The sequence below is a fragment of the Acinetobacter sp. T_3_1 genome, from assembly GCF_025377055.1.
Classification (GTDB): domain Bacteria; phylum Pseudomonadota; class Gammaproteobacteria; order Pseudomonadales; family Moraxellaceae; genus Acinetobacter; species Acinetobacter kookii.
On the sequence record NZ_JACHVD010000015.1, the window covers coordinates 5953 to 23677 of the forward strand.

A 17725-nucleotide genomic window follows, 5' to 3' on the forward strand; every position below is an offset into this window, starting at 1 on the left:
GTTTGGCAAATCAGCTTAAATTGGAAAGAAATTGTCAGGTAATTTTGATTTTAGATGAGTCAAAAACAGAAGAAAAAAACAAAGAAAAATACGCTGAATATAAAGAGAAATTGATAGATGAAACAGTCAAAATTACATCGGTTGAGCCTTTGATTCGTGGAAATACTAAAGATATAGATAAGTCATTAGTTGATTTGATGGTGAAGTTTGCAGATGAGTTAGAAATTCATAATTTTAGGTTTTTTCAAAAAGTTATTAAATTGTATAAACAATTTTTAGAAAAATTACCAAGCGAAGTTGCCGATTCGACTAAAGAAATAATTTTGATTCGGATTTTACAAGGATATTTTATTGAGGATTTTGGCACTATTTGGAATATAAATTGGAATGATTTAAATGTTAGTGCATCTTTAGCGAGAATAGCAGGTAAGGGAAGAGGCACTACTGTACAGGTAGAAGATAAAATTTTTGATAAATTAAAAAAAGTTTCTTTCAGCTTGGTGAATGGTGGGGATGAATGGCAAATACAGTTTAAAAATTGGTTTCAGCAGAAAGAAAATGTAGATTTCGCTGTTTTATATTCATTGGCAAATTCTGAGTTGATTTCTGAAGAAAATCAAAATTTAAAAAATAAAATATGGGACATTTTTGACAGAAGATTTAACTTTAATATTTCAGAGGCGGACTTTAAATTTATTGCTCAAATTGGTGCAGAGTGCATATCTAATGAGACAATATATAATACATCTGTTGTTTATGAATTTATAAAGAAATATTTGTCTAATGAACAAGAGTCTGAAAAATTTAAGCAAGATGTATTGAAAGTAATACATACAGATATTGGTAAAGCTATTTCACGTAAAAAAGAAGAGTTAAGACTATGGGGTAATCCAGATAATATTTTTTATGAACATATCGATAAGTTAGCTGAAGAATATCATTCAGAGAAAAGTTTAAAAGAGATTATTTCATATTATTTACAGTATGAAAATTTTAAAAGTGCAGATGATAAAAAAGAGTTAAATAAATTCTCATTAGAAGAATGGTTTAAATACTTAACTATTGATATTTATGATGAAAAATTTATTGTTGAAAAGGATAAAACATTAATAGCCTGTCTAAGATTGCTAAGTAATGTTTCAATAGATGACATTTCGATGAAATCAATAGTTGTTGAAGTACTTAACAAAATTGGTGAAGAGTCTGAATTCAAGAAAAATTTTATGCAAGATATTATAGAAAATCATTTAGATTAATCTCCCCTAACCCCTCTTTAGAAAAGAGGGGAATACCACTTATTTAATAATGGAATACTCCCTCCTTTTTTAAAGGAGGGTCGGGGTGGATTAAATTATTTCAACAACGGCTTCAAGAACTTCGCTGTATGTGAAACCTTAGATTTAACCACCTGTTCAGGCGTACCTTCGGCAATAATCATACCGCCACCGGCACCGCCTTCAGGACCCAGATCAATTACCCAGTCAGCGGTTTTAATCACATCCAGATTATGCTCAATCACCACAATGGTATTTCCCTTGTTGCGTAGCTCATGCAGAATGTCGAGCAGCTTGGCAATATCGTGGAAATGCAGACCGGTAGTCGGTTCATCCAGTACATACAGGGTTTTACCGGTATCACGTTTGGCCAGTTCTCGTGCCAGTTTGACCCGCTGTGCTTCACCACCGGAAAGGGTGGTTGCAGACTGACCCAAACGGATATAGCCCAGACCCACCTGATTTAAGGTTTCCAGACGGCGGTGAATGACCGGAATGGCATCAAAGAAATGCATGGCATCTTCAACCGTCATTTCCAGTACATCAGAAATGTTTTTACCCTTATAGCCGACTTCCAAAGTTTCACGATTATAGCGTTTGCCATGACAGGCATCGCAAGGCACATACATATCCGGCAGGAAGTGCATGGCGACCTTGATCATGCCGTCACCCTCACAGGCTTCACAGCGACCGCCTTTCACGTTAAACGAGAAACGACCTGCGGCATAACCACGCGCCTTGGCTTCTGGCGTTTGGGCAAATAACTCACGAATCGGGGTGAACAGACCAGTATAAGTCGCCGGGTTAGAACGTGGGGTACGTCCAATCGGGCTCTGGTCAATATCCACGACTTTATCCAGAAATTGCAGACCATCAATCGAGTCAAACTTTTCAGCCGTTAAAGTCGTTGCACCGTTTAATTGTGTTGCGGCCAATGGTAACAGGGTACGGTTAATCAAGGTTGATTTACCCGAACCTGAAACTCCAGTCACGCAGGTCATCACGCCTAAAGGAATAGTCAGGTCGACATTTTTCAGGTTATGGCCGGCAGCCCCCATCAGCCTGATTTGCTCTTCCGGTTTTGGCGGCTGAGTCCGGACTTTCGGAACTTCAATTTTCAACTTGCCTGAAAGATACTTTCCGGTCAGCGAGTCTTCATGGGCTGCCAGTTCTTCATAGGTTCCTTCGGCAATCACATGACCGCCATGTACGCCTGCACCCGGACCAATATCAATAATATGGTCGGCGGCACGAATTGCATCTTCATCATGCTCGACCACCAGCACGGTATTGCCCAAATCACGCAGGCGAACCAGGGTTTCCAGCAGGCGGTCATTATCACGTTGATGCAAACCGATGGATGGTTCATCCAGTACGTACATCACCCCCATCAGGCCGGCACCAATTTGTGATGCCAGACGGATACGCTGTGCTTCACCGCCAGACAGGGTTTCGGCAGAACGGGACAGGCTGAGATAATTTAAGCCCACTGAAACCAGGAAGTGCAGACGCTCACGGATTTCCTTGAAAATCTTGTCGGCAATTTCACCTTTGGCCCCTTCAAGATTTAAGTCCTGATAATAGCTTTCGGCATCGCCAATCGACATCTTGGTGATCTCGGCAATGGTTTTGTCTTTGACCCGGACATTGCGGGAAATTTCATTCAGACGTGAACCGCCACAGGCATCACAAGCGGCATTGGAAAGGTACTGGGCTAAATCATCACGCACATAGTTCGATTCCGTTTCACGGTAACGACGTTCCAGATGCGGCAAGATGCCTTCAAAAGGCATGACACGATTGTGTTTGCGCCCGCGCTCATCAATATAGCTTAAATCGATTTTTTCCTTGCCGGTCCCGTACAGGAATTTCTTTTTGGTCTCGGCATCCAGCTCGTTCCACGGCGTATCCAGGGAAAAGCCAAAATGCTCTGCGACTTTTTCAATCATGCTGTAGTAATAAGGACGCTGTCTGTCCCAACCGCGAATTGCACCCTGGCTAATCGAAACTTCAGTATTGGGAATCAGCTTTTCTGCACTGAAATGGCTGCGGGTTCCCAGACCATCACAGACCGGGCAGGCGCCAAAGGGATTGTTGAATGAAAACAGGCGCGGTTCCAGTTCGGCAACCGCACGGTCGCATTCCGGGCAGGAGTGCTTGGCAGAGAAAACCCGTTCCGGTTGTTCGCCTTTCATCCAGGCCAGAATGGCAATATCGCCGCCTAAACGCAGCGCAGTTTCGAAGGATTCGGCAATCCGGTTACCCAAGTCATCACGGACTTTAAAGCGGTCAACCACCACTTCAATGGTGTGCTTTTTCTTTTTGTCCAGTTCGGGTGGGGTGTCAATTTCAACAATCTCACCATCCACACGGGCACGGACAAAGCCCTGACTTTGCAGCTGTTCAAACAGATTGCTGTATTCACCTTTGCGTTCACGTACTACGGGTGCAAGCAGCATCAAGGCTGTGCCTTCTTCCAGACTTTTAACCGCATCGACCATTTCCGATACGGTCTGCGCCACCATCGGCAAGTCATGTTCAGGACAATATGGTGTTCCTACACGGGCATATAAAAGACGCAAATAGTCGTAAATTTCCGTGATTGTTCCCACAGTTGAACGCGGGTTATGGCTGGTCGATTTCTGCTCGATGGCAATCGCGGGACTTAAACCTTCAATCGAGTCAACTTCCGGTTTTTCCATTTGCGACAGGAACTGGCGTGCATAGGCAGACAGGGATTCCACATAACGGCGCTGACCTTCGGCATATAAGGTATCAAAGGCGAGGGATGATTTACCTGAACCCGAAAGCCCCGTAATCACCACAAACTTGTCGCGTGGAATATCGAGTGACACATTTTTTAAGTTATGGGTACGTGCACCTCGAATACGGATATGACTTTGGCTCATGCAATGATCCTAGAAAATTCATCAAAAACCTATATATGATAGCGCATGAAAAATGTTCAAGCTTTATTTAATAAAAATAAAACGTCAGTCTGTGTCGGGCTGCTCAAGGATTTAAATCAAATACGTAGAAATGGCATTTCGCTGTACCTATAAGTCATACATTTAGATATTGAAATTCTGTATTTCGACCGATTCACCGTTAAAATGCAAAATATCGTCTGAAAAATAAAAAACGGAAATCTCATGATTATTACAAAAGTTCTGATTGCCCTGATCGCGCTGTTACATCTCTATATTTTAATTTTAGAAATGTTCTTGTGGGATAAGCCTTTAGGTATGAAAGCCTTTGGCAATACTGTGGAAAAGGCAAAACTGACCAAAGTGCTGGCGCAAAATCAGGGACTTTATAATGGTTTCTTAGCTGCAGGTCTGATTTGGTCATTATTTGCCCCTGCAAGCTATACGGCTGCACTGGCGAATTTCTTCTTGGGCTGTGTGTTGGTTGCAGGCATTTATGGGGGGATTACCGCAAGCAAAAAGATTATTTATATTCAGGCATTGCCTGCACTGCTGGCCTTGATTGTGCTGAATTTAGTTTAAGTAAACGATATTTCGCGGCGTAAACTATACGATTCAATCAATTGATCAGTTCGGATGAGGCGGGATGCTGGCTTTATTTTTGAAATGTATTTTAGGGGCAACGGTTGTGCTGCTGATTTCCCTCCTTTCCAAAAGTAAGGCGTTTTATATTGCCGGTCTGGTGCCCTTATTTCCGACTTTTGCCTTAATTGCCCATGTAATTGTGTCACAGCAGCAAGGTGCAGCAGCTTTGCAGAAAACGGCATTGTTTGGTTTATGGTCTTTAATTCCCTATGCCATCTATTTGTTGATGGTTTATGTGTTGGCAAGCAAAATGTCGATGTGGTCTTGTTTGGGCGTGGCAACGCTTTGCTGGGTTGTGGCTGCGGCAGGATTGATTTATGGCTGGCAGATGTTTCAGCAGTAATGATTTAGTAAAAACTAAAGTATTAAAAATATTTGCTATCGTGGTAGAGCCATTCGCAACTGTTCGAGGCATGAGGTGTATACACCGCAAGATTTAATAAGTAATGTTTTTATAATGAATTGGATAAAAACCGAATGTTGCCGAGTTTTGCAGATAGCAATGGTTTTGCCTACTTTTCCCCAAAGAAAAGTAGGTCGAACCGAAGGTTGATATTGAAAATTAATTTAGAGTGATAAGACTCCGCCAAAAAGAAACAGGCATTCTTGATTAATTATCCAAGCCCAACCATTGGCGTTGATCATAGGCACTATCCCAGAACAGCCATTCCAGTTTAGCCGCCGTGGTATAGGCATGATGCATTTTCTCTAAAGTATCGGCATCACAACGCGCAGCTACGCTATCAATAGTCGCAATCACGTTACGAACCGCCTGATTAAATTCTTCACCTGAATAGGTGTCAATCCAGGCCTGATAAGGATTGTTTGGAACTGAATGGGCAACAATGGCATTACCCACTTCGGCATAAATCCAGAAACACGGCAGTAAAGAAGCCAGTACCACCGGATAGCTTTCTGACCAGGCCGTGGCGGTTAAAAATGAAGTGTAATGATGACAAGCCAGAGTCAGCGGCGTGGTTCTAAATTCTTCCTGGCTAATGTCAAATTCCTGCATAAAGTCAGCATGCAGGCTGCGTTCCACCACAATGGCAATCCTGGCGGCATCTGAAAACTGCATGACATCTTCAGCGCTAAAGGCTTTTGCAGCGCAGACTGCCAGTGCACGGCCATAGGCCAGTAAATAATGCGCATCCTGAATTACATAATGGCTAAATACATCTTTATTTAATGTACCTTGTGCTAGTTCCTGATTAAATGGCAGGGCTAAAGTTTTTTCATATAAAGCCAAGTTGCGTTGCCATACCTCTTGAGAAAAGCTCATGTCATCATCCTGTCGATATTAAAAGAAGAATTTACAGTAGGCAGGACTATAACAAGAGTTTTCAGCCCAAGATATGCAGCAGAAAAAATAGTGGATTTGTACTCAAAAAAAATTCATACGAAGAACTTTGGATAAATATCAAAAAGCCGTCATAATTGTGCGCATAAAATCTTAAGCGCTCTTTTTAAGTTTTACTGAATTCACCCGATATAAATATTTGTCTATAGGTCGATCTATCATGATGAAACATTTTGGTTTCTCAATCATTTTTACGATCGTGTGTCTGGCTATATCTGCATACTGGGGCTTTACGCATGGCCCGGAAGCAGGTTTAAAGACCATGTTCACGGCATTGACCATTACTGCCATTCTGGCGGTGATGGAAGTGTCGCTTTCTTTCGATAATGCGGTGGTGAACGCCTCTGTGCTCAGAGGCTGGGATCATTTCTGGAAAATGATTTTCTTAACCGTCGGTATCATTATTGCTGTATTTGGTATGCGTCTGGTGTTCCCAATTGTGATTGTTGCCGTGACTGCCGACATGGGCATGATGGAAGTGGTCAAGATGGCCCTGAATGATCCGATTAATTATTCTGAAAAGCTGATGGCCCATCATGCGGAAATTGCAGCCTTTGGTGGCTCATTCCTGTTGCTGGTGTTCCTGAACTTCTTCCTGGATAGTGAAAAAGACACCCACTGGTTCAAATGGCTGGAAGCACGCTTGTCCAATCTGGCCAACGTACCGGCAATGTCCGTATTCCTTGCCCTGATTGGCTTGCTGATCATGGCAGCCAATGTAGATGAAGCGGTGCGTCTGGTGGTCACCATGGCGGGTATCTGGGGCATTGTGGTCTATGTTGGGGTTCAGGTACTGAGCCACTTGTTAGGCGGTGAACCTGAAATTGATGAAGATGGCAATGCTGTGGCGCATGATGCCAGTGGAGCCTCTACAGGCGTGATTAAAGCCGGCTTGGGCGGTTTTATTTACCTGGAAGTATTGGATGCATCGTTCAGTTTTGATGGTGTGATTGGTGCTTTTGCCATTACTTCGGATGTGGTGATTATTATGCTCGGTCTGGCGATTGGTGCCATGTTCGTGCGTTCAATGACCATTTATCTGGTGGAAAAAGGTACTCTGGATGCCTATATCTATCTTGAACACGGTGCGCATTATGCCATTGGCGCCTTAGCCTTCATTATGCTGGCCAGCGGTACCGGTGTGCATGTGCCGGAAGTGGTTACCGGTTTAATTGGGGTAGCGTTTATTGTTTGGGCAGTCATTGCATCCATTCAATATAGCAAACGTCAAGAACGAATCCGTTAATGGTTTTTTAAGAAAACCGAGTACAATAGGGGCGCATGAAAATGCGTCCTTTTTTGTGGTGGTTCATTCCTGAAAAATCAGCATTTGTAAGATGAATGTTGTAGGATAATCCATTGAAATAAAACTTATAGACCTAAGCCAATTGATATGATGAATGCTTTAGAACGCCGTTCAACCTTTGCCTTAAGCAGTATTTTTGCACTGCGTATGTTGGGTCTGTTCATGATTATTCCTGTATTTTCTATAGCAGGACAGTCATATCAAGGAGCAACCCCTGCACTGATTGGATTAGCCGTCGGGGTCTATGGTTTAACCCAGGCCATTTTACAGATTCCTTTTAGCTTGCTGGCCGACCGCTTTAGCCGTAAACCTTTGATCATTCTGGGCTTGTTGCTGTTTGCTCTTGGTGGTGCGGTTGCGGCAATGTCCGAAACCATTTATGGCGTCATCATTGGCCGGGCCATTGCCGGTGGGGGTGCAGTTTCAGCGGTGGTGATGGCACTTTTGGCCGATGTCACCCGTGAAGAACAGCGCAGTAAAGCCATGGCTGTGATGGGCATGAGCATTGGCGTATCCTTTATGGTGGCCTTCAGTCTGGGACCTTGGTTGACCAGTCTGGTGGGGATTTCGGGACTGTTCTGGGTGACGACCATTATGGGTTTGGCTGCCATATCGATGCTGTTATTTGTCCCTAAAGTGACCCGTCATCATAAAAATTACCAGCAAGGCTATGTAGCACAGCTGAAGCAGGTGTTGAAAATGGGCGATTTAAACCGTCTGCATATTTCAATTTTTGCCTTGCATCTGTTGCTGACCGCGATGTTTGTATATATGCCATCGCAACTGATTCAGTTTGCCGGCATTCCCTTATCCAGTCATGGTCTGGTGTATCTGCCACTGCTCATTATTAGCCTGTTTTTTGCCTTTCCAAGCATTATTCTGGCGGAAAAATATCGCAAAATGCGCGGTATTTTCCTGACTGCAATTGCTGGAATTGTATTGGGTCTGCTGGTGCTGATTTTTGGCTATGAATCCAAATATGTTTTATTGGCAGGTTTGGGATTATTCTTTATTGCCTTTAACGTCATGGAGGCCTTGTTGCCTTCATGGTTATCCAAATCTGCACCAATCCAGTCTAAAGCCACGGCTATGGGCATCAATTCCAGTAGCCAGTTTTTAGGGGCATTTTTTGGGGGCATGATTGGCGGTCAACTCTTGTTACTAAATAATACCTCGATAGGTTGGGGCATCCTGGCGGGGATCGCGGTGCTCTGGTTATTGATCAGCTTTAGCTTGGCCCAGCCGCGCTATCTTTCCTCACTGGTATTGGCCTTGCCCGAGACAAAACAAACGGATGAGTGGACTTCTCAACTTTTGGCGATTCGTGGTATTGAAGAGGTTGTGGTGATGTCCGACCAGCAATTTGCTTATGTTAAAATTGATAAACAGCTGATAGATGAAGCTGCGCGACAAGATTTAACGCAGTTGTTGGGTAAAGAGGTAGCCATTTAAGCATAACTCTTATAAAGTAAAATATAGAAATAAATAGGAAGTGTACGTCTGATGCGTGGTGTTAATAAAGTTATTTTAGTTGGAACTTTAGGTAAAGATCCTGAAACCAAAACTTTTCCAAATGGTGGTTCTCTGACTCAGTTTTCAATTGCAACCAGCGATTCGTGGACTGATAAAAATACGGGTGAGCGTAAAGAACAAACTGAATGGCATCGTATTGTGTTGCATAACCGCTTGGGTGAAATTGCACAGCAATATCTACGTAAGGGTTCAAAAGTTTATATTGAAGGTTCATTGCGTACGCGTCAGTGGACAGACCAAAGCGGTCAGGAACGCTACACCACAGAAATTCGTGGTGAACAGATGCAAATGTTAGATAGCAACCGTCAGCAAGGGGAACAAGCTGCAGGTGGCGATAACGCCGGTTATAACCAGCCACGTTTCAATAATAATCAAGGCGGCGGTTATAACAACAATAATAATAACCAGGGCGGTTATGGCAATCAGGGCGGTTATAACAACCAGAACAATCCGGGTAATGGTTATGGCAACAACAACCCAGGCGGTTTTGCACCAAAACAGCAGCCTGCACCGGCAGCAGCTGCGCCGGCAGATCTAGATGATGATTTACCGTTCTAACTTTTAATTAAAACGGCAAGTCATCTTCAAAACCCTTCCATTGTGGAGGGTTTTTTCATGGGCGATTGATCAGTAGTCTGGGGTTAACGCTTATTTCTTGGCAGACACCCACATGGTAATGATGGCACGGAACACCACATCCTGATTGGTATCTTTGACTTCAACTTGCACCTGATAATCACTGCCTGCGTTCCATGGAAAATTGACTTGCAGCGGGGTGGCAACTGCAACCAAATCGGTATTGGCTTTTTTCAGATATTCCACCTGCATGCCTTTGGGAATCCAGCGATGCGTAGCAGGAACGGTGACATCAGTCATGGTTCCACCGGCAAGCTCTGCCATATTGCACATGGCAATAGCATGTACCGTGCCCAGATGATTCAGCACAGCGCGTTGCTTTTTCATCTTGATTTCGCAGTATTGGGGTTCAAGTCTTTCAAATAGTGGTGAAATGCTGCTGAAATAAGGTGCTTTTAAGCACAGCATTTTAGAAAATGTCCATTTCCCGGCAGGCTTATTGGCCAATGTATTCCATATTTTTAGTGCTTGGCTCATCAGAGAATTCCTTCTTGTCATTTTTAAGAAAATCATTCTAATACAGAATAATATTCTGTTATTTGGCATAAGTGACTGCTTTTCGGTAATAAATGGTCTATGATTTTGCCTGTTCTCATCATGTATCGAAGCATATGGATATGCAGCAAGCCGATTTATTCCACCGTATTTATCCTGGACGCCGTGCCGAATTGAAGCGCATTTTGCTACAGCATGCTTTAGACTGCTTTTCTGAATTCACGATTGAAGCGACCAGCATTGAAATGATTCGTGAGCGTGCAGACAGTAGTGTGGGTGCGATTTATCATCATTTTAAAAACAAGGAAGGCCTAGTCGGAGCACTTTTTAGTGCAGCTTTACAAGATCAGATGCAGCAGCGCACAGCTGCATTACAGCAAGCCCAAGGCGTGCAGCAGGGGATGGCTGTCATTATTGGCCAATATATCAATTGGGTGGTGCAGAACCCTGACTTTGCCCGCTTCCTGTTTATGGCACGCATGAGTTTAGGGGCAGGGCAGCACGCAGAAATTGCTGCACAAAACCAGCAACGCAATCAGGCGGTATTTGACTGGCTGAAAAAGCAGATAGATGAAGACCTTGCACAGCTTGCAAAAATTCCGCGTGAATTGCTGTTCTCTTTAATGCTGGGTGCAACCGAAAGTTATTGCCGTGCCTGGTTATCACACAAAGTCAGCACTTCTCCCATTCTCTATAAGCAAGCTTTGATTGATGCAGCTTGGCATTCGATTACGCAGTTTCCTGCTTACGCTAAAATTGGCTACAGCAATTAGAACAGAGCATAAGATAGAATTTTTAAATCTAAAAATTCGATTATTTTTATAAAAAAGTACGGTTTTACCTATTTAAGAAACTTTCGTATTCTAGCTTCACCAGATAAGCAATCCCAGAAACGAGCTAGAGGATATCTCATGAGTTTAATCAATACTGAAGTAAAGCCATTCAACGCAACAGCATATAAAAACGGTGAATTCATCCAAGTGTCTGAACAGGACATGATCGGAAAATGGTCCGTGGTATTTTTCTATCCTGCAGATTTCACATTCGTTTGTCCAACCGAACTCGGTGATTTAGCTGATAATTATGCTGAATTCCAGAAAATGGGCGTAGAAATCTATTCAGTATCGACAGATACCCATTTCACTCACAAAGCCTGGCACGATTCTTCTGAAGAAATCAAGAAAATCCAGTACAGCATGGTGGGTGACCCAACCTGGACCTTGGCAAAAAACTTCGAAGTGCTCATCGAAGCTGAAGGTCTGGCTGACCGTGGTACTTTCGTGATTGACCCGGAAGGCAAAATCCAGATTATTGAAATCAACGCTGGGGGTATTGGCCGTGATGCGCAAGAACTCCTGCGTAAAGTGAAAGCTGCACAATATGTCCATGCTCACCCAGGTGAAGTGTGTCCGGCTAAATGGAAAGAAGGTGATGCTACCCTTGCACCTTCAATCGACCTGATCGGTAAAATCTAATCTCAAGTTAAAATAATCTTCTAAAAAATCCAGGACTTTGGTTCTGGATTTTTTTATGTCTATTGTTTGAAAATTAAGGCGTATAGCCGAGGTGATCCCTGGCTAAATCTTTTAGACCTTTCATCAAGTAATCAATCAGTTTTTCCATCACCAGACGTTGCCCTTTACGCGAAGCATAGACCAGTTGCACTGTGCCTAAATTTGAGCACCATTCCGGTAAAATATGAATCAGCCTGCCTTGCTGGAGGTCCTGTTCAACCGCCAGATAGGGCAAGTCGGCAATGCCCAAACCGTCACGTACCGCGTAATAAACCCCTGCCAGATCGTTGCTTTTGATCCGCGGTTGCAGCGGAATATCAATCACTTCATCATGCTCGCGATTGTGTAAATGCCAGTAATATTGTGATTTTTGCGTACCGAGAACAATGCTTGGAAATTCATGCAATTCGGTGAAATGCCGGATTTGCCGTCCCTGTAACAGTTCCGGACTGGCCACCAGGCAATGCGTGGTTTTAATCACGTCACGGACAATCAGGCTGGAGTCTTCATTGGCCTGAAAATTGGTGCGAATAGCCAGGTCGATATCATCATGCAGCAGGTCGACACGGCGGCTGGTCAGCTCCAGTTCAATCTGGACTTTGGGATAATCTTTTAAAAACTGGTTGAGTAAAGTTCGTATCTGGAAATGCATCATCAGTGCAGGGCAGCTGATTTTGATCAGGCCTTGTGGTTCGCTTTTTTGTTTCAGCAAGACATGATTGGCACATTCGACCTGTGCAATGACCTTGCAACATTCCTCATAAAACTCCTGTCCCAAAGGCGTCACTTTAAAATGACGGGTGGAACGCTGAATCAGGCTGACATTAAACTGGCGTTCCAGATCTAAAATGCGTCGGCTGAGTTTTGATTTGGTGATATTGCTGGCTTCACTTGCTGCACTAAATCCCCCGTGTTTAACCACCAGGAAAAAGTAATAATAATCATCAAATGAATGCATACATCATGCTCAGAACAGGACCGGGGAATAACCGTTATTCTAGCGGAAAATCAGCCAGATAACGGATATTGAATAAGACAAAATAAGCGATCCGAAGACCGCTTATCTTAAAAAGACGAGGGTTATTTTTGAGCGCTGTGCTGGTTATAGCTGTTGATCAGGTTGCGATAATCCGGGATGTGATTGGAGAACAGGGTACCCAAACCTTCAATGTCATTACGCCAGTCACGGTGCAATTCACAGGCAGCTCCAAACCAGGTCATCAGTTGCGCGCCGGCATTAGACATGCGATTCCAGGCAGAATCACGGGTTAAAGGGTTAAAGGTGCCGGAAGCATCGGTAATCACGAACACTTCAAAATCTTCTTCAAGCGCTGAAAGTGCCGGGAAGGCGACACAGACTTCAGTCACCACACCGGCAATAATCAGCTGTTTTTTACCTGTGGCTTTTACCGCTTTAACGAAGTCTTCATTGTCCCAGGCATTAATTTGACCGGGACGGGCGATATAAGGTGCATCCGGAAACATCTCTTTCAGTTCGGGTACCAATGGACCATTAGGGCCCTGTTCAAAACTGGTGGTTAAAATCGTTGGAAGATTGAAATATTTGGCTGCTGCAGCCAGGGCCAATACGTTATTTTTAAATTTGTCTGGATCGATGTCGCGTACCAGCGATAACAGACCGGTTTGATGATCCACCAGAAGAACCGCTGCATTCTCTTTATCTAAACGAATGTAAGGCTTGCTCATTTTCCTATTCCTTGTTGTGATGAAAAACATCCTGACATCAACCGAAAGCAGAAGTGTGGCGATGTCGTGATATTTTTTATGCTAAGTGTGAAAATAGGACAATGGAAGCGCCGATTACGAGAAGGTTAATCATAAAAATAGGATAATTTATAAATATGAGGCTTTTTTCTAAATATTTAAACTGGATGATTATTCGATAAAGTCATTTTGTCTTGTTTGTAGGACAGTGTGTATTAATGTCACTCTATATTCAGAACAATGAAAGCACTAACATAAGTCCATGTTCATCCTATCGAGAATATAGGAGTTTAAAAGATGAAAAAAATTATTGGCGTTTACCGTAACCAGAACATGCATTGGGTAGGTGACGGCTTTCCGGTGAAAAACCTGTTTTCCTATGACCGCTTAGGACAGGCGATCAGTCCATTTTTACTTTTGGACTATGCAGCACCCTACCATTTTAGCCCAACGACGCAGCAGCATGGTGTCGGTTCCCATCCGCATCGCGGTTTTGAAACCGTGACCCTTGCCTATCAGGGTGAAGTGACGCATAAGGACTCGGCGGGTGGCGGTGGGACCATTCAAAGCGGTGATGTGCAATGGATGACGGCAGGAGCAGGTCTGGTGCATGAAGAATTTCATTCGGCTGAGTTTGCCCAAAAAGGCGGCCTGTTTGAAATGGTACAGTTGTGGGTTAATCTGCCTGCAGCAGACAAAATGACCGCACCGAAATATCAGGCGATTGCAGCAAAGGACATCCCGGTCATTGAATTTGAACATGCTGCAGGGCATATCCGGGTGATCGCCGGCCGCTATATGGACGGTCATGCAGAACATCAGGGTCCTGCTTCCACCCATACTCCGGTCAATGTCTGGGATGGCCAATTAAAAGCCGGGCAGGTTCAGCATTTGCATGTTCCTGTCGATCATAATGTACTGCTTGTGGTGTTGTCTGGCGAAATGCAGCTGAACGGAACGCAGCATGTACAAGACAGCTCGATTGTGATGTTTGCTCAAGATGGCGAAGCCGATATTCGACTTGAAGCACTGCAAGACAGCAAATTCTTACTGCTGACCGGTCAACCGTTAAATGAGCCAATTCAAGGCTACGGACCTTTTGTGATGAATAGCAAAGATGAAATTATTCAAGCATTTAATGATTTCAATAGTGGTAAATTCGGTGAAATACCGGTTGCAGGTTAAGTCGGTATGCATTGAGCTGAGTGAAAAAGAAAGAGCCCCCTAAAAATTGAGGGGGCTTTTTTGCGAACGGAATTTTTTTGTTGTCAGCATATTTGTATAGTTGGAGCTGAGGAAAACGTGATGGAGTTATCAAGTTTTTGCGTTATGTATCATAATAATATTAGAGGATTTTGTAAAACGTTTGTTATAAAAACGGTTAATATATATTGCTTTTTTTAAAGGTTTTTTATTATTTATATTTGAAAAATAAAACAATTTATTGAATTTTTTAAAAGGTTTTTTCTATATAAATAAAGGTAATTTTTTACTTTAGACGCTTCATGATGAGTTTTGTTAAAAACATACATTCTGGAATATTTTAATACCACCTTTTAATCTCGCTTGGTTCATAATTTCAAGAATCTTATGTGTAACTGACGGATAATAATTTTGGATATTGCAGTTATTGGCAGTGGCATGGCTGGGCTAGCTACCGCAAGAATTCTTAAAGATGCAGGTCATAGCATTACTATTTTTGAAGCGTTACCTGGTCGTGGTATGGATAGCCATAGCATTAAATTCGAAGGTGGCCTGATTGATGCGCCCTTACGCGTCATGAACCCGCATTTGTGGAAAAATACCCTGAGTTTGGCAACCTATTTGGGTATACCCACTTTTCCTGTTCGTACCTATATGGCATGCAGCTGGTTGTTTGAAGACCGCACTGAAACCTGGTTGACCACATCACGCAGCCGTATTGGCAATTTTCCGATTATTAATAACCGGAAAGGCATTCAGCAATATGGCTGGCGCATGGTTAAAGGCATGCTGCAACTGAAAGCGGCCATCACCCGATTCTTCAAATCAAAGAATCAGGAGATTACTCTGGCTGAATTTATCAATAATAATGATATTGAAGAAGTGTTCTGGCATGGTGCAGTGATGCCTGTACTGTATACCATTTGTACCTGTAACCCGAAAACCATTGGCGAATGGCCGGCAAAACCTTTATTGACATTCTTGCGTCAATTGACGGATGGCGATGCTTTACTGCGTATTCAGGGTGGCACACCGGCACTGGTAAACAAGCTGGTTGAAGGCATTGAAATTCATGATGGTTCTGCCATTACCCAAGTCAAAGAACAAGAACAGGGTGTTGTGGTTGAAAATGCGTCGGGTGAGCAACGCATTTTTGATCGTGTCATTGTGGCCACGCCGACCAATAAAATTGAAACGTTTTTAAATAATGAACAATTTGCAGACGATATTGCGCTGTTAAAGAAATTCAAATTTGAACAGGGTCAATTGGTGATACACACTGACCAAACCGTAATGCCACCCAAACGTAAAGATTGGGCGGTACTCAGTTATATGATGGATCGTAAATTTACCCGCCAACAGTTTACCGTATGGCTGAATTCGGTCGAGCCGAGTCTGGTCGGTAAAAATCCAGTGTTCCAGACCTGGCAGCCAGTGACGGAGATTGACCCGAAAAAAATCATCTCGTCAGTGACCTTAACCCGTGCTGTGGTGGACTCACAAACAGTGGCTTTAAATAAAGAACTGCAAGTCCGTCATAAAGATCTAAACCGTAAAGTGTACTATTGTGGTTCCTGGTCTTGTGATGGTTTGCCGCTTTTGGAATCGGCAGTGACTTCAGCCATGAATATTGCGGAAATTCTGAATGCCCCATTGCCGTTTGTTGGATTAAAACCTAAAGTTGAGGTTGCCCCACAACTCGGCTACTAAGACATGAAATGGCTTCAAGCGATTCGGCAGAAACTTCCTCAACATAAATACGCAATCAATGCCAAACAGTTAGGAGATGATGCTGTCCTCGCCTGGAGCAATCTGGGCTATTGGGAGGATGCAAGATCTTCCTATCCAGAAGCTTGCCGCCAATTGGCAGATCAACTGGCGCAAGCAGTAGCTTTAAATTCAAATGACTGTTTATTGGATTTAGGCTGTGGGCAGGGAGCAAGTCTGCTGTACTGGCAACAGCACTATCGGGTTCAGCATATTGAAGCAGTAGAGTTACAATCCAGCTGCGTGCAGCAAATTCAAAAACATTTTCCGCACATTGCGGCCATTTACCCGCAATCCTTTTTAAATTTAAAACAGATTCCTTTCAAACAGCGCTTTGATGTGGTGCTGTGTATTGATGCTGCCTATCATTCCCATCTGAATTCATTTCTCGATTCAGTCGGCAGTGTTTTAAATTCACAAGGCCGACTGGGCTTTCATTATTTAATGCTGTCCGAGCAATGGTCGAATTTAAATGGACTGCAACAGCAAAAATACAGATGGCTGCTCAAGGCTGCTGATGTGAATCTGGAACATTTAATGACCGCACCGCTCTTGGAGCAGACCTTGCAGCAACATGATTTTAGCGACATTGAAATTCGGGATTTATCCAAAGCCGTTTTGCAGGGATTTGCAAGCTATGTGCAACATGTGCAGCAATTGCCGCAGCAGGGCACAGCGATGGATGCCTTTAAGATTCGCATGACCGCAAAGCTCTGTCAGCAGCTGTATCAGGATGGGTTGGTCAATTATGTACAGATCAGTGCGAAAAAGAATGCCTGAGCATGGAGCAATATTTTAGTTTTTAAAAGCTAAGTGCAAAAACAACAAAGCCTCACTAAAAAGCGAGGCTGAGTATAAAATGGTGCCGGCACACGGATTCGAACTGTGGACCTACTGATTACAAGTCAGTTGCTCTACCAACTGAGCTATGCCGGCAACGTGCAGAGAATAATAGCGATTTTTTTTGAAAACGCAAGCCAAAAAATGAGCGGTTGGTTCGGGTGAATGGAGCCGGCTATTCTCCATCACCCTCTACATCCGCTATTCACATTCATGTCCTGTTGCGATTGAACCGGTTATTTGCTCCTTAAAATCTGGTCCAGGTCTTGAGCACATTCTTCCAGGGTTAAAGCCATATCGATTTGCATTTGTGGTTTAAGTTCGTCGGCGAGTTTGCGCCATTGTTCGATCAGTCGGAGGGCTTTTTGAATTTTATGTTTATTAATATCCTTGGCAATTGTTGGAGTATAACCACCACGTTTAGCATTCTTGATTTGTTTGACATAATTATTGCTGGTATTCATATCTACTCCCGAATAGCAGTTTTTCTATGTGTTCAA

Annotated in this window: 17 protein-coding genes and 1 tRNA gene; 11 read left to right on the forward strand and 7 right to left on the reverse strand. The window is 43.3% G+C overall.

Annotation, left to right across the window (positions count from 1 at the left end):
* Positions 1 to 1256, forward strand: a 1256-nt coding sequence (locus H4I94_RS12625; RefSeq protein WP_261183319.1) for a KAP family P-loop domain protein, incomplete at its 5' end; no start/stop codon positions are given.
* A 95-nt stretch (positions 1257 to 1351) separates the two neighbouring features.
* Here H4I94_RS12625 and uvrA read toward each other — a convergent pair.
* Positions 1352 to 4183, reverse strand: a complete 2832-nt coding sequence (gene uvrA / locus H4I94_RS12630) for an excinuclease ABC subunit UvrA (protein WP_131272709.1) — start codon at positions 4181 to 4183, stop codon at positions 1352 to 1354.
* A 243-nt stretch (positions 4184 to 4426) separates the two neighbouring features.
* Here uvrA and H4I94_RS12635 point away from each other — a divergent pair, with 243 nt between their 5' ends.
* Both H4I94_RS12635 and H4I94_RS12640 read left to right on the forward strand, forming a co-directional pair.
* Positions 4427 to 4783 (forward strand): DUF1304 domain-containing protein, encoded by a 357-nt coding sequence (locus H4I94_RS12635; protein ID WP_409976748.1) that lies wholly within the window; start codon positions 4427 to 4429, stop codon positions 4781 to 4783.
* A gap of 64 nt (positions 4784 to 4847) precedes the next feature.
* A complete protein-coding gene (locus tag H4I94_RS12640; RefSeq protein ID WP_131272708.1) occupies positions 4848 to 5189 on the forward strand; it encodes a GlpM family protein in 342 nt (113 codons plus the stop codon).
* A gap of 267 nt (positions 5190 to 5456) precedes the next feature.
* Here H4I94_RS12640 and tenA read toward each other — a convergent pair whose 3' ends face one another.
* A complete protein-coding gene (gene tenA, locus H4I94_RS12645) occupies positions 5457 to 6128 on the reverse strand; it encodes a thiaminase II (RefSeq protein ID WP_092820463.1) in 672 nt (223 codons plus the stop codon).
* 238 nt (positions 6129 to 6366) lie between these two features.
* Here tenA and H4I94_RS12650 point away from each other — a divergent pair, with 238 nt between their 5' ends.
* The 3 genes from H4I94_RS12650 to ssb all read left to right on the forward strand — a co-directional run bounded on the left by H4I94_RS12650 (position 6367) and on the right by ssb (position 9603).
* Positions 6367 to 7452 (forward strand): DUF475 domain-containing protein, encoded by a 1086-nt coding sequence (locus H4I94_RS12650; protein ID WP_131272707.1) that lies wholly within the window; start codon positions 6367 to 6369, stop codon positions 7450 to 7452.
* Between the two features lie 147 nt (positions 7453 to 7599).
* Positions 7600 to 8964: an MFS transporter gene (locus H4I94_RS12655; RefSeq protein ID WP_261183320.1), complete on the forward strand. Its 1365-nt coding sequence runs from the start codon at positions 7600 to 7602 to the stop codon at positions 8962 to 8964.
* Positions 8965 to 9015: 51 nt separating this feature from the next.
* Positions 9016 to 9603 carry a single-stranded DNA-binding protein gene (gene ssb / locus H4I94_RS12660; protein ID WP_131272705.1) on the forward strand — a complete coding sequence of 196 codons (588 nt, stop codon included), beginning with the start codon at positions 9016 to 9018 and terminating at the stop codon, positions 9601 to 9603.
* Positions 9604 to 9693: 90 nt separating this feature from the next.
* Here the strand turns inward: ssb and H4I94_RS12665 are convergent, their stop codons facing one another.
* Positions 9694 to 10158 (reverse strand): hotdog fold domain-containing protein, encoded by a 465-nt coding sequence (locus H4I94_RS12665; RefSeq protein ID WP_261183321.1) that lies wholly within the window; start codon positions 10156 to 10158, stop codon positions 9694 to 9696.
* Between the two features lie 140 nt (positions 10159 to 10298).
* Between H4I94_RS12665 and H4I94_RS12670 the strand changes: the two genes are divergently transcribed.
* Both H4I94_RS12670 and ahpC read left to right on the forward strand, forming a co-directional pair.
* Entirely contained in the window at positions 10299 to 10949 is a 651-nt protein-coding gene (locus H4I94_RS12670) for a TetR/AcrR family transcriptional regulator (protein WP_261183368.1), read from the forward strand.
* Between the two features lie 138 nt (positions 10950 to 11087).
* Complete coding sequence (gene ahpC / locus H4I94_RS12675; RefSeq protein WP_092820458.1) at positions 11088 to 11651, forward strand: alkyl hydroperoxide reductase subunit C; 564 nt, start codon at positions 11088 to 11090, stop codon at positions 11649 to 11651.
* A 73-nt stretch (positions 11652 to 11724) separates the two neighbouring features.
* Here ahpC and H4I94_RS12680 read toward each other — a convergent pair whose 3' ends face one another.
* The gene (locus tag H4I94_RS12680) at positions 11725 to 12648 is read right to left on the reverse strand and encodes a LysR substrate-binding domain-containing protein (RefSeq protein WP_261183323.1); all 924 of its coding nucleotides are present in this window, start codon (positions 12646 to 12648) and stop codon (positions 11725 to 11727) included.
* A gap of 122 nt (positions 12649 to 12770) precedes the next feature.
* Positions 12771 to 13397: an isochorismate family cysteine hydrolase YcaC gene (gene ycaC, locus H4I94_RS12685; RefSeq protein ID WP_261183324.1), complete on the reverse strand. Its 627-nt coding sequence runs from the start codon at positions 13395 to 13397 to the stop codon at positions 12771 to 12773.
* A gap of 315 nt (positions 13398 to 13712) precedes the next feature.
* Here ycaC and H4I94_RS12690 point away from each other — a divergent pair, with 315 nt between their 5' ends.
* The 3 genes from H4I94_RS12690 (at position 13713) to H4I94_RS12700 (ending at position 17165) form a co-directional block, all read left to right on the forward strand.
* Entirely contained in the window at positions 13713 to 14600 is an 888-nt protein-coding gene (locus H4I94_RS12690) for a pirin family protein (RefSeq protein ID WP_261183325.1), read from the forward strand.
* A gap of 429 nt (positions 14601 to 15029) precedes the next feature.
* Positions 15030 to 16328: an FAD-dependent oxidoreductase gene (locus tag H4I94_RS12695; RefSeq protein WP_261183328.1), complete on the forward strand. Its 1299-nt coding sequence runs from the start codon at positions 15030 to 15032 to the stop codon at positions 16326 to 16328.
* Positions 16329 to 16331: 3 nt separating this feature from the next.
* Positions 16332 to 17165 carry an SAM-dependent methyltransferase gene (locus tag H4I94_RS12700; RefSeq protein ID WP_261183329.1) on the forward strand — a complete coding sequence of 278 codons (834 nt, stop codon included), beginning with the start codon at positions 16332 to 16334 and terminating at the stop codon, positions 17163 to 17165.
* Positions 17166 to 17245: 80 nt separating this feature from the next.
* Here the strand turns inward: H4I94_RS12700 and H4I94_RS12705 are convergent.
* Together H4I94_RS12705 and H4I94_RS12710 are read right to left on the reverse strand one after the other, a co-directional pair.
* A tRNA-Thr gene (locus H4I94_RS12705) sits at positions 17246 to 17321 on the reverse strand.
* A 140-nt stretch (positions 17322 to 17461) separates the two neighbouring features.
* On the reverse strand, positions 17462 to 17689 hold the full coding sequence (locus H4I94_RS12710; RefSeq protein WP_092820453.1) for a hypothetical protein: 228 nt from the start codon (positions 17687 to 17689) through the stop codon (positions 17462 to 17464).
* Positions 17690 to 17725 lie beyond the last annotated feature (36 nt).